This window comes from Planococcus wigleyi (genome assembly GCF_014836985.1).
Lineage (GTDB): Bacteria > Bacillota > Bacilli > Bacillales_A > Planococcaceae > Planococcus > Planococcus notacanthi.
This window is the reverse complement of sequence record NZ_JACSPU010000006.1, coordinates 1-13,154: the sequence shown is the minus strand read 5'-3', so window position 1 is coordinate 13,154 and position 13,154 is coordinate 1. Positions and strand designations below refer to the sequence as shown.

The window sequence follows — 13,154 nt, the reverse complement described above, 5'->3', positions numbered from 1 at the left end:
ACAGGCAGTAAAAAAAATAGCAGTATTTGAAACGCTGAGGCATTTTGGCCGTATAATAATCAAAACGATAAAAAATTGATTATTCAAACGAATCGGAGAGTGGAACTATGGCTTCTGAAACAAATCTCTACGGGCAGGCCCAAAAAGGAAATTCAGCTGCTTTTTATGAATGGGCAGAGACTATCCAACCGGACAGTGGCCGCTTTGCTTACCAATTAGGTGTTTCTATAGAAGTATTGCCTGACTTTCAACGCCAGTGCCTGCAGCTATTGTTTGAGGAAATCGGCGGCTTGACGCAAGAACAGACGCAATTGCAACTCTTTAAAACTATGGTTAAGCACTATTCAACATATACCGCTCCACTTCAAACAGATTCCGATCAGGCCATACTCGGCTTTCCAGAAGACAATGAACTGCACAGTGAGCTGCAGAAATTAGAACCGGACCAGAAAATCCCTTTAGTATTGGCTGTTTTTCACAACTGCACAAAAACGGATATCGCCACGGTGATGGGCATGCCGGAATCGCAGGCAACCCGATCAGTGGAACAGGGGTTAGCAACTTTAGAGCAAACTTTTCATTATAGTAAGCAGCAGCTTCTGATGCGTTTGGAGATGCTCCAGAAATCTTACCAGCGTTTTGAACCGCCGGAGCCTGCTGGCTTACAAAAACCTATTGAAATCGAAGTTCCTCTCGCTGATGATGCTTCCGCAAAAACGGTTGCTCCTCGGCCGTTCAGAAGAAAAACGGCGGTTCTGCTGGAGGGGCAGGACTGTTTATAACGTCTATCATCGGCATCAGTTTTATGATGGACGACCAACAGACAAAAACCGCTGGTACGACAGAATGGCAGCAAGTCGAAATAGTGACAGAGGACATGATTGCAGACTGGAAAAGACAATACGAAAGCGTTAAAGCATCTTCTCCTAAGCGATTGGGGATGTCTCCTGAACAATACGGAAAGCTTGATTATGTCAAACAAGCGGATGCTGAAATGGAGCGTGTTTTTAGTGACAGAGCGGTGAATTCATTAGAAGGCGACCCCGAGGCTATGCAACTGGCCATTGAGCAGATCCTTTGGCAGATTGAAACACCGCGGGGCATGGCTCTTTCGTTAAGCGCCTCTCATCCACTGCCTTCTGAAGAAGTGGATGAGTTTCTTCGGAATTACACAGCAAAAGCGATTGAACTGCAGCATTTTGCAGACAACATACTGCTGAAATATCAAGAAGAATTGGAAACTACCGCCGTTATGGGTGAGCTATCTCCGGAAAAGCTTCGGGCCCAGCCTGATGTATTTCCAGAAGAGTTGAGGTTGCTTGTCGAAGCTTTGCCCGAGTATGCACTTTTTCCTTTTGTCGATATGGAGGGAAAACATTTCCGGACCGTTCGGGATGTTAATTACTTGCAGCAGCAACAGCCATTCATTGGCCATCCTTATGCGGGGCAGTATTTGCAGATGTGGAGTGAAGAACCTTATTTTGACGACAATGGATTTTTGGTTCCTCTTGAAAATGTTCCACAGAAACTGATTTTTATGGAAATGGCATTATTGGATGAGTGGGGAGAAACATCTCTATTTGACGGAACGGAAGTCGCTTACCAGCAAGTTTTTTGGCAAATGACGAAAGGCAGTGACAATTCGCCTGTTTTTGATGACCAAGGCAAGGTGAAGAATGAATATAGAGCCGCTTGGAACAATGCTGCTTCATCCAATCCCATGGCTTTTCTTCTGCTGCCGATTCTGGATGAAATGGAAGCGAGCGGATGGACCGCTTCCGCACATTACGATGAACTGCAGTTCCATGATATTTTGGATGCGCTGGAAATGGAGAAGACGGGAAGCCTTGCCGGCCGTTTGCCAAATGGAGATCTGGAACTTGAAGATGAATTTGTCGACCTACGCGATTTTGATTACAGCCGCATTAAACCATTGTACGAATCTTTCCGGGCATCCTACGATCTACAGCTACTGGCGGATGTTCCGCCGCTGGATGTGTTGTTCATGTACCATTATGCCAATGAAATCAATGACAGGGACACGTTGTGGCACCTTTTGGCAGACAGCCCATTGAAGCCGCCGCTTGCAGCATTTAAGGAGCAGTGGCAAAATATTCCGAAGCTGACTGAAAATGTGGCCTGGGTAGAACTTTCCAAAGACACCTACAAGCAGCGGGTAAAAGAAAAAATCTTTATTTATCCCCATATTCAAGCGGAGCAGTATGATGAACGCCTGGAACTGATGCTGGTCACTGAGAAAGACCAGATCTGGCAAGTCGATTACCAGCAATATGATAGTTACAAATTGCAGGGGCAAGATCAGCAGTTCAAGCGGACAGTCGACTCGCTTTATGGAATGATTTCAGGGGATTCCGGAAAACAGCTGCCTAGCGATACCGACCCTGGAGAAGTGGCAGGCGTATTCTTTAAAGCAATTGAAAGCGAAGATATCCCGGCCATGAGAAAGCTTGTAGCTGAAAAGGACCTTCCAGATGAAAGATTCGAGGCTTTTTTGGAGCTGCGCAGTTTCCGTCCGTTTTCCGAGTTCCATCAATTGACGTTCAAGACCTTTTTTGATGGCACACATTCCGGAATACCAACTGGCAGAGCTGAAATTCAATACGAAGCTGGGGCGCAGGATAACCTGTATGAAGAGTTTCTATTCATGAAAAAAACCGCAGATGGCTGGCGTATGTCGGAGTTAAATAGTTACTGATTTTACTATCAGCATATAGTTGTGCTATAATATACAGATGCCAATAGGTGTACAGGACAATTAGATATGACTAGGAGCGGGTAAACATGACAAAAACATACCAAACAGGCGATACGGTTTCAGGTAAAGTTACAGGAATCCAGCCATACGGCGCATTCGTAGCTTTAGACGACCAAACACAAGGATTGGTCCACATTTCAGAAATCACTCACGGTTACGTGAAAGAAGTAAGTGAGTATTTGGCAGTAGGACAAGAAGTTGACGTAAAAGTATTGGAAGTTGATGAGAAATCTAAAAAAATCAGCCTTTCAATCCGCGCACTTCAAGAGCAGCCACCAGCAGCTCAAAAGACTGAAAAACCAAAACAATCTCTTCAGTCACATGTAAACGAAAGTGATTCTGAAGGATTCAACTCTTTGAAAGACAAAATGCAAGAGTGGATCAAACGTTCTGGACAGTAAGAAAAGCAAAAGCGCCCGTTAAGCTCTGACAGACTTATGACTCGAGGAGCTGGGCGCTAGAGTCTGGGCAATAAGAAAAACGATAAAAAACGAAGCGCAGACATCATGTCTGCGCTTCGTTTTTTTTGATTTTCCGTAATCGGTATTGCAGATTTTGGCGGCTCATGCCAAGTGCAGCGGCCGCTTTTGTGACGTTATTTCCATGCAAGTCCATCGCCTTCTGCAGGTAATACATTTCCGCTTCAAATAAATAATCCTCTAAAGGCAACAGTTCTGTATTGGACTGGACAATGAAATCTTCAGGCTGGTGTGCACCCTTTAAATCAGTTTTCAGCTTAAAGTGATGGGGCAGCATGTCCGCGGTGACAACTTCCTGTGTTGTCAGCAACGAAGTAATTTCATCAAGCAGCAATTCCAGTTCCTTTAAGTTGCCTGGCCAGTCATAGGCATGGAATAGGGCACTTACTTCCTTGTCTAAGCCGTGTACGACTGAACCGACCATCATCCGATGTCGGGAAAAATAATCTTCGACGAACGGAAGTATATCTTCTTTTCGGTGGCGCAGCGGATCCAATTTGATGGTCATGGAAGAAAAGAAATAGTACAGGTCTTTCAATAACTTATGGGAGGCGATCAATTCGACAGGGTCATCGCCGACACTGGCGATGAAATACGTATTGCCGCGCGACCGCTCTTCTGCCATCTTCAGCAGTTGCTCCTGCATCGGCAAAGGCAATAAGTCAATCCGTTCGCAGTAAATGGTGCCATCTCCCATTTGCTCGATTTCTTCTCCTAATTGATCGAGCAGGGTACCGTCTGTTCCATGGCAATAGAGGGTGTACATCTGCCTTTCGGAAGTATGGGCCCAGTGGATAGCTTCGGCAATCAATTCTTTGCCGGTTCCTGATTCTCCTACCAGCAGAACGGGCAATTTCGCCATTGCAGCTTTTTCGGCGGTGGCAATGACTTTTTTCATGCTTTTGGAAACGGCCGTAATCGCTGAGAAAGTAATGGGCTCCCCGTATTTTTTCAAGGGCTGGTAAATCACTTTTTCAAGCGTCGTTACATCACGCGACAATTCAATGGCACCGATCAGTTTTCGTTCTTCAAACACCGGGTACGTGTCATTGATCGTCGTAATTTCCTGGCCTTTGCGGTTCCAATAGGTCTGCTTAACATTGAAGACAGGTGTTCCGCTTTGAAGAACCTTCAATAATGTACTTTCATGCTGATCGAAACGGAACATCTCCAAAAGAGACCGATCTGCCAGCTCCTCAAAATCAAATCCCTCTATTTCACGCATCTTTTTATTATAAAGAATGGTTTTTCCCTTGGTATCTATGGCATGGATCCCTATTGCCACATGTTCTCCGGCAAACTTATAGAAAGGGGATAAATCGATATGATCGGACTTCAAAATGCTCACTCCAAAATTATTTTGACTTTTTAAACAAAAACACTTGAATTATGCAACAATCTTTTGCATTATTATATATGGAAGCAGTTTAAAAGTGCAAATTTTTTTTGCGCTTACTTAAAACTCAAGGAGGATTTACATGATTCCCTACAAACACGAACCGTTCACAGATTTCTCGATTGAAAAAAACCGTACAGACTACCTGGAAGGCTTGAAGACAGTTGAAGCTTACCTAGGTCAGGACTATCCGTTAATTATTGGTGGCGAACGCATCACTACCGAAGATAAAATCGTGTCATTTAACCCGTCAAATAAAGAAGAACTAATTGGAAATGTTTCGAAATCATCTAAAGAGTTGGCTGAAAAAGCAATGCAAGCAGCTGACGAAGCTTTTAAAACGTGGAAAAAAGTAAAACCTGAAGTCCGCGCTGATGTACTGATGAGAGCAGCTGCAATCGTCCGCCGCCGCAAACATGAATTCTCGGCACTTTTGACAAAAGAAGCAGGCAAGCCTTGGAACGAAGCAGATGCAGATACAGCAGAAGCAATCGACTTTATGGAATACTACGCTCGCCAAATGCTGCGCCTGAAAGACGGCATGCCAGTGGAAAGCCGCCCAGGCGAAGACAACCGCTATGACTATATTCCTTTAGGAGTAGGTGTTGTTATTTCTCCTTGGAACTTCGCTTTCGCGATTATGGCCGGAACAACAGTTGCAGCAATGGTAGCTGGAAACACTGTTCTATTGAAACCTGCTTCAACTACTCCAGTTGTTGCTTATAAATTCATTGAAGTTCTAGAAGAAGCGGGCATGCCACCGGGTGTAGTCAACTATATTCCAGGACCAGGATCTGAAGTCGGAGATTATTTAGTGGATCATGCGAACACACGCTTCATCTCATTCACAGGATCTAAGGAAGTCGGCCTGCGCATTGCAGAACGTTCTGCAAAAGTGAATGAAGGGCAAGTTTGGATGAAACGCCTGATCGCTGAAATGGGTGGAAAAAATACAATGGTTGTGGATAAAGAAGCTGACCTTGAGCTTGCTGCACAATCGATTGTAAAATCAGCTTTCGGCTTCAGTGGACAGAAATGTTCAGCCGGATCACGCGCAGTTATCGTAGAAGATGTATACGATACTGTTTTAGAACGTGTTATTGAGTTGACGAAAGAATTGACCATCGGAGATCCGACAGATCAGTCAAACTACATGGGGCCGGTAATCGACGGCAATTCATACAACAAAATCATGAGCTACATTGAAATCGGTAAAGAAGAAGGCCGTTTGGTCGCTGGTGGAGATGGAGATGATTCTAAAGGCTTTTTCGTTAACCCGACAGTCTTTGCTGATCTTGATCCTCAAGCCCGCATTATGCAGGAAGAAATTTTTGGCCCGGTTGTCGGCTTGATGAAAGCAAAAGATTTTGACCATGCAATCGAAATCGCCAATAACACGGAATATGGTTTGACTGGTGGAGTAATTACCAACAACCGTGAAAATCTTGAAAAAGCCCGTGAAGATTTCCATGTAGGAAACCTTTACTTCAACCGCGGCTGTACAGGCGCAATCGTTGGATACCAGTCGTTCGGTGGCTTCAATATGTCCGGAACTGATTCAAAAGCTGGCGGACCAGATTACATTGGTCTTCACATGCAAGCAAAAACAACTTCTGAAATGTATTGATTCATTTTTTGAATGTATTAACAAACAACAAATGGTATAATAATTCATTAAGAAGGCAGACGAAGGTCTGCCTTTTTTAAAAAAGGAGGAATTTACATGACACAGACACAGGCCATCATTGAACAGACAGAAAAGTACGGGGCGAATAACTACCACCCACTGCCGATCGTTATTACTGAAGCAGAAGGTGTTTGGGTAAAAGATCCAGAAGGCAACAAGTTCATGGATATGCTGTCAGCTTATTCGGCTGTCAACCAAGGGCATCGCCACCCGAAAATCATTCAGGCACTAAAAGATCAAGCGGACCGCGTTACCTTGACTTCGCGTGCTTTCCATAATGACAAATTGGCTCCATGGTACCAAATGATCTGCGATATTTCCGGCAAGGAAATGGCATTGCCGATGAATACAGGTGCTGAAGCTGTAGAAACGGCATTCAAAGCTGCGCGCCGTTGGGCATACGATGTTAAAGGTGTTGCGGATAACCAGGCAGAGATTATTGCATGCGACGGAAACTTCCATGGCCGTACAATGACCGCTGTTTCATTATCATCCGATCCTGAATACCGCAAAGGCTTTGGCCCGATGCTTCCGGGAATCAACTTGATTCCTTTTGGAGATTTGGAAGCATTGAAAAATGCCATTACGCCAAATACTGCAGCATTCTTGATCGAACCGATTCAAGGAGAAGCAGGGATTATTATGCCTCCACAAGGATTCCTGAAAGCAGCAAGAGAACTTTGCCGCGAAAACAATGTTCTTTTCATCGCTGATGAAATCCAATGTGGACTTGCACGTACTGGAAAAATGTTCGCCTGTGAATGGGAAGATGTAAATCCTGATATGTATATTCTAGGCAAAGCGCTTGGCGGGGGAGTCTTCCCGATTTCATGTGTCGTAGCCGACAAATCCATCTTGGGTGTATTCAATCCGGGATCACACGGTTCAACATTCGGCGGGAACCCGCTTGCTTGTGCTGTCTCAGTCGCTTCTATGGAAGTATTGCTTGATGAGAAACTTTCTGAGCGCTCCCAAGAGCTGGGTGAATACTTCATGGAGAAATTGCGTGAAATCGAGCACCCTTCAGTGAAAGAAGTCAGAGGCCGTGGATTGTTCATCGGTATGGAATTGACTGAAGCTGCAAGACCTTACTGTGAACAATTAAAAGAGTTGGGCCTTTTATGCAAGGAAACGCATGATACGGTCATCCGTTTTGCTCCTCCGTTGATCATTTCAAAAGAAGAGTTGGACTGGGCAATTGAGCGCATTCAAAAAGTGTTCTCTAAATAGCATTCAGATGGCACATAAATATTGACATGTGTTACACTAGATGCTGAGTAATTACTAAAATATAAAGAGGCGAACTAATACAATGTCTGAAAACTTGAACTTGTTGACGTCAACGCAGAATGTTATTAAAACTGCATTGGATAAGCTTGGATACGAAGATGCGATGTACGAACTTCTAAAAGAACCAATGCGGCTTATGGAAGTGCGCATTCCGGTGCGTATGGATGATGGCAAAACAAAAGTCTTTACGGGTTACCGTGCACAACACAGCGACGCGGTAGGACCGACAAAAGGTGGAGTCCGTTTTCATCCGGATGTAAATCGTGACGAAGTCATTGCTTTATCCATGTGGATGACATTAAAATGTGGGATTGTAGAATTGCCATATGGTGGAGCAAAAGGTGGAATCATCTGTGACCCGCGCGAAATGTCCATGCACGAAATCGAAAAATTGAGTCGTGGATATGTCCGTGCGATCAGTCAGATTGTAGGACCTAACAAAGACATCCCGGCACCTGATGTGTTTACCAACTCGCAGATTATGGCGTGGATGTACGATGAATACAGCAAAATCGATGAATTCAACTCTCCTGGCTTTATTACGGGTAAACCAATTGTTCTTGGTGGATCTCAAGGCCGCGACAAAGCAACGGCTCAAGGAGTGACTATCTGTATTAACGAAGCTGCAAAAAAACGGGGTCTTGATATGAAAGGTGCTCGTGTTGTCATTCAAGGTTTCGGTAACGCGGGTAGCTTCCTGGCAAAATTCCTTCATGATGCGGGAGCTAAGGTGGTCGGTATTTCCGACGCTTATGGCGCCCTTCATGACCCGGATGGTTTGGATATCGATTACCTATTGGACCGCCGCGATAGTTTCGGAACGGTTACCACGTTATTCGACAATACCATCACCAACAAAGAATTGTTTGAATTGGACTGTGATATCCTGGTTCCGGCAGCGATTGCCAATCAAATCACAGAAGAAAACGCCAATGACATCAAAGCTTCCATTGTCGTCGAAGCCGCAAACGGCCCAACTACAGCTGAAGCTACAAAAATGCTGACAGATCGGGGAATCCTTTTGGTTCCTGACGTCCTGGCAAGTTCTGGTGGAGTTACCGTATCTTACTTTGAATGGGTGCAAAATAACCAAGGTTATTATTGGACGCAAGAAGAAGTGGACGAAAAACTCAACAAAAAATTGGTTGATGCTTTTGAAAACGTCTATAATGTAGCAACTACGCGCAATATTGATATGCGTCTAGCCGCTTATATGGTAGGTGCACGCAGAACTGCAGAAGCTTCACGCTTCCGTGGCTGGGTTTAATGCATAGGAAAAACCGTCGGGATTCTCATCCTGACGGTTTTTCTGTCTCAATCTTTTGCTTTTTTATTTGAGAAACTACATAATATAACCTGAATAGAGGAGGATGATTGGATGAACGCATTTTCATTTTACAACCCGGTAAAACTTATTTTCGGTAAAGGCCAGCTTCAAGCGGCTAAAAAAGAATTGCCCAAATTCGGCAAAAAAGTGTTATTGGTATACGGCGGTGGCAGCATCAAGAAAAATGGCCTTTACGATGAAGTCATTCAAATGTTGTCAGAGGCAGATCTTGAAGTTTTCGAGTTGTCTGGAGTAGAGCCGAATCCGCGGATCTCAACTGCCCGCAAAGGCATTGAAATCTGTAAAAAAGAAGGCATTGAGATGATTTTGGCTGTCGGTGGCGGTTCAGTTATTGATTGCACGAAACTGATTGCCTGTGGGGCTAAGTATGACGGAGATGCTTGGGACTTCGTTTCCCGGAAAGCTCAGCCGAAGGAAGCCTTGCCTTTTGGTACAGTTTTAACGATTGCGGCAACGGGTTCTGAAATGAATGCCGGTTCGGTTATCACGAATGAAGAAACACAAGAAAAATACGGATGGGGAAGCCCGTTGTCATTCCCGCAATTCTCGATCTTGGATCCGTCTTACACATTGTCGGTACCGGAAAATCATACGGTATATGGAATTGTGGATATGATGTCCCATATTTTTGAGCAATACTTTAATGACGCCACCAATACACCTGTTCAAGACCGGATGTGTGAAGGGGTACTGAAAGCGGTTATCGAAACTGCACCGAAGTTAATGGAAGACTTGCAAAGCTACGAACACCGCGAAACGATCTTGTTTGCCGGAACAATGGCTTTAAATAAATTCCTTGAAATGGGTTATAGAGGCGACTGGGGTTCACACAATATTGAACACGCCGTATCAGCTGTCTATGATATTCCCCATGCGGGCGGATTGGCGATTCTTTTCCCGCAATGGATGCGCCATAACGTTAAAGTGAATCCTGGCCGTTTTGCTCAAATGGCAGTCCGTGTCTTTGATGTGGATGCAACTGGCAAATCGGAAACGGATATTGCCTATGAAGGAATCGACCGCTTGGTAGCGTTCTGGACTTCTCTGGGAGCGCCGACACGTTTGGACTACTACGACATCGATGATTCGAAAATTGATGTAATGGTAGAAAAGGCTATGGTCTATGGTGAATTCGGTAACTTTGCAAAATTGAAAGACGAAGACGTTAAAGAAATTCTTCAGGCGTCTCTATAAGAAAAGGCTCAGCATTTACGCTGAGCCTTTTTTCTTTGTTTATTTTTTATTAAGAGATTCTGGTCGGCTGCTAAGGTGTGTCCAATGTGTTTCGCCGTCATCTGCATCGAGTGAGACAATGACGTCATCAACACTCGGCTGGCTGAGGATGATTTCCGCTAGACGTTCCTGCAGCGCATCTGCTTCAGGGACAGTCAACTGTGGATCGACTTCGATCTTGGTTTCCACATGAAGAAATTCCCCTTCTTTAACAACTTCCAATTCTTTAATGTCGCGAACGTCAGGATGATCGGTTAGGATATGGGCGATGTGGTTAACCATCTGCTCATCAGTTTCCCCGATAGCTCCACGTGCATTATCCATAAAGACTTTGGCTACCACGTAAAGCATCATAAATCCGATCGCGATGGAAGCTGCTCCTTCGATTTGCAGAAATCCTGTGTAGTGTGCGATCAATACCGCAACTAATGCCAATACGCCGCCTGAAGTTGCCACTAAGTCCTCTAGGAATACCAACTTAGTTGCAGGCTTGGCACGATTCAAATGGGCAAAGCTCGTGGTAAGTGGAGCCATAGCTCCTCCTTTGACGCCTGCTTCATGCAGAACTTCTTTACCTGCTTTATATAGAACGAAAAATTCAAGAAGGATAGCAATAGATAAGACCACAACACTGATGATAAAACCTTCCGCTTCTACAGGCGCTGTCATTTGATGCCAGCCTTCGACAACTGTTTCATAAGCCATGATTCCGACAATCAGTACAGCGCCGAGAAGGACGATGTTCAACAGGCGCCCAAAACCGTTCGGGAATCGTTTAGTGGGTGCTTTCTTTGAAAGCGCCGAACCGATAAAGACAAAATATTGGTTGGCTGCATCCCCGATGGAGTGCATCGTCTCGGCGAACATCGCGACATTCCCGGTAAAGAAGAATGCAACACCTTTCATGATGGCGATAAATGTATTAATGATTGCGGCTGTCAGGGACGGCTTGTTACCTTGTTTCAATAATCCGAAAAACTCTTTCATCCAAATTCCTCCTTCGTTAAATCAGTTCAATTTCAACTTGTTTTACTTTTTCCATATCAGATATTTCCTGATACAGATCAATTGTATCTTTTTCCTGAGAAAAAGACATACGGATTGTCAGCTGGTGGAAGGGGACATTGCTCTCCTTATCGGAATGCGTAATGGATATGCTTTCGATAAGTGACCCTCCAGCCTTTAATTCATCCAACACCTGCCGGATTGATGACCGATCGGATACGATTACTTTCAAGTTGGCTTCGACCATATTTAAGCGCTTCGGTCCATACTTGAAAAGTAAGGGAGGCAAAGCTTCTATGCCGATCAAGACAAGCAGGACAGCAGTCAAAGCTTCTATATAGAAGCCTGCCGCCACTGCTATACCGATTCCGCCGGCTCCCCAAATCATCGCGGCGGTCGTCAGCCCTGAGATAGAATCGTTGCCGCGCTTCAAAATCACGCCTGCACCCAGAAAACCAATGCCGGATACAATCTGGGCGGCAAGACGAAGCGGGTCCATTGTAATGTTCACGTTATCATACTCGCTGCCTTGGGCTATATAAGCGGATTCAATCGAGATGATGGTCAACAGACAACTGAAAGTAGAGATGACGACACTTGTCTTTAATCCGACAGGCTTTCTTTTTAATTCCCTTTCTAGCCCGATGACTAAACTTAAAAGAGCGGCTATCACGAGTTTAAAGAAAGTTTCAAATGAAGAAATTTGCATAGCGCTGAAAAACTCCATTGAGATCTCCTCCATTTTTTCTTCTTTTATTGATTCTGCCTAGACAAAGTGGCAAACTTAGTAGGTGCGTTGTCGGCAAATTAAATTGGCAGAAGAGGTGTTTATATGGAGAAACCGACTATCCACCCGTACATTCCGATCATAATAGGTGTTTTCTCAGTGGCATTGTCAGCTATTTTTGTTAAAATGACATCTGCGGATTCAGGAGTCACTGCTTTTTATCGTATGTTGTTCTCTATAGTGATCATGAGTCCGGTCTTCTTCCTCAAATATACCCATGAAATCAAAAAGCTAAGCAAAAGGGACTGGGCCTTCACAACAATAGCTGGCGTATTTTTAGCGTTTCATTTTATTTTGTGGTTTGAATCGCTGAATTATACATCGGTGGCCAGTTCAACAGTGCTTGTTACGCTGCAGCCGTTGTTCGCTTTTGCGGGTACATATTTTTTCTTCAAGGAGAAGCTCTCTTTAAAAACATTGGTGGCTGGAGCCATTGCGATTTCTGGCAGTGTGCTGATTGGCTATGGGGATTTCAAATTGAGCGGAAGTGCGTTATTTGGAGATTTGTTGGCCTTGATTGCTTGTGCATTGATAACTGCTTACTTATTGTTTGGTCAAGACGTGCGGAAAAGATTGTCTTTAGTGACCTATACATTCGTGGTATACGGAATCAGCACCATAACATTATTCTTCTATATCATATTTAAAGGAGAATCATTTGGTCCGTATCCGGCGTCCGAATGGATGTGGTTCTTATTGTTGGCGTTGATTCCAAACTTGCTGGGCCACACTCTTTTCAATTGGGCTTTGAAGTGGGTGAGTACCAATGTCATATCAATTGCGATCCTTTTTGAACCCATAGGTGCTGCTATCCTTGCATATTTTATACTTGGAGAGTATTTGAGCCTGTCGCAAATAGTGGGTGGAAGTATAGTGTTGGCGGGCATTACGCTATTTATTGCCGACTACCAAAAAATTAAAATGCACTTTTTTAAAATAAAGGCTTGATTTATTGCGCGTGGCGGTTTATATTTATATATGTCCTTAAGACAACTCGAAAAAAATATTTTGAAATAGTATTGACAGCGAGATTGAAACAGGATATATTAATAAAGTCGCCAATGAGCGCGGCAACTTGAACCTTGAAAACTGAACAGCAAAACGTCAACAAAAGACGTCACGAGCGCCTTGGCGCGAGAACGGCTTTTGCGAT

Annotated in this window: 11 protein-coding genes; 8 read left to right on the top strand and 3 right to left on the bottom strand. The window is 44.3% G+C overall.

The annotated features are described in order from the left end of the window. Nucleotides 1-107: 107 nt before the first annotated feature. From H9630_RS15825 to yugI, 3 genes are all read left to right on the top strand, one after another. Nucleotides 108-782: a sigma-70 family RNA polymerase sigma factor gene (locus tag H9630_RS15825; protein WP_191716484.1), complete on the top strand. Its 675-nt coding sequence runs from the start codon at nt 108-110 to the stop codon at nt 780-782. Nucleotides 783-805: 23 nt separating this feature from the next. Next, on the top strand, nt 806-2,716 hold the full coding sequence (locus H9630_RS15820) for a hypothetical protein (protein WP_191716483.1): 1,911 nt from the start codon (nt 806-808) through the stop codon (nt 2,714-2,716). Between the two features lie 86 nt (nt 2,717-2,802). Continuing rightward, on the top strand, nt 2,803-3,177 hold the full coding sequence (gene yugI, locus H9630_RS15815; RefSeq protein WP_006828542.1) for a S1 domain-containing post-transcriptional regulator GSP13: 375 nt from the start codon (nt 2,803-2,805) through the stop codon (nt 3,175-3,177). A 103-nt stretch (nt 3,178-3,280) separates the two neighbouring features. Here yugI and H9630_RS15810 read toward each other — a convergent pair whose 3' ends face one another. Further along, the gene (locus H9630_RS15810; protein WP_191716482.1) at nt 3,281-4,594 is read right to left on the bottom strand and encodes a sigma 54-interacting transcriptional regulator; all 1,314 of its coding nucleotides are present in this window, start codon (nt 4,592-4,594) and stop codon (nt 3,281-3,283) included. Between the two features lie 139 nt (nt 4,595-4,733). On the opposite strand from H9630_RS15810, the gene pruA reads away from it, so the two are divergent. The 4 genes from pruA to H9630_RS15790 all read left to right on the top strand — a co-directional run bounded on the left by pruA (nt 4,734) and on the right by H9630_RS15790 (nt 10,170). Next, entirely contained in the window at nt 4,734-6,278 is a 1,545-nt protein-coding gene (gene pruA / locus H9630_RS15805) for an L-glutamate gamma-semialdehyde dehydrogenase (protein WP_191716481.1), read from the top strand. A gap of 96 nt (nt 6,279-6,374) precedes the next feature. Beyond that, nucleotides 6,375-7,568 (top strand): ornithine--oxo-acid transaminase, encoded by a 1,194-nt coding sequence (locus tag H9630_RS15800; protein WP_191716480.1) that lies wholly within the window; start codon nt 6,375-6,377, stop codon nt 7,566-7,568. A gap of 82 nt (nt 7,569-7,650) precedes the next feature. Then, nucleotides 7,651-8,895, top strand: a complete 1,245-nt coding sequence (locus tag H9630_RS15795) for a Glu/Leu/Phe/Val family dehydrogenase (RefSeq protein ID WP_191716479.1) — start codon at nt 7,651-7,653, stop codon at nt 8,893-8,895. A 111-nt stretch (nt 8,896-9,006) separates the two neighbouring features. Then, complete coding sequence (locus H9630_RS15790) at nt 9,007-10,170, top strand: iron-containing alcohol dehydrogenase (protein WP_191716478.1); 1,164 nt, start codon at nt 9,007-9,009, stop codon at nt 10,168-10,170. 39 nt (nt 10,171-10,209) lie between these two features. Here H9630_RS15790 and H9630_RS15785 read toward each other — a convergent pair whose 3' ends face one another. Both H9630_RS15785 and H9630_RS15780 read right to left on the bottom strand, forming a co-directional pair. Beyond that, entirely contained in the window at nt 10,210-11,196 is a 987-nt protein-coding gene (locus H9630_RS15785) for a cation diffusion facilitator family transporter (RefSeq protein ID WP_191716477.1), read from the bottom strand. A gap of 16 nt (nt 11,197-11,212) precedes the next feature. Continuing rightward, the gene (locus H9630_RS15780) at nt 11,213-11,941 is read right to left on the bottom strand and encodes an MgtC/SapB family protein (protein WP_191716476.1); all 729 of its coding nucleotides are present in this window, start codon (nt 11,939-11,941) and stop codon (nt 11,213-11,215) included. A gap of 105 nt (nt 11,942-12,046) precedes the next feature. Here H9630_RS15780 and H9630_RS15775 point away from each other — a divergent pair, with 105 nt between their 5' ends. Beyond that, entirely contained in the window at nt 12,047-12,949 is a 903-nt protein-coding gene (locus H9630_RS15775) for a DMT family transporter (RefSeq protein ID WP_191716475.1), read from the top strand. The last annotated feature ends 205 nt before the right edge of the window (nt 12,950-13,154 follow it).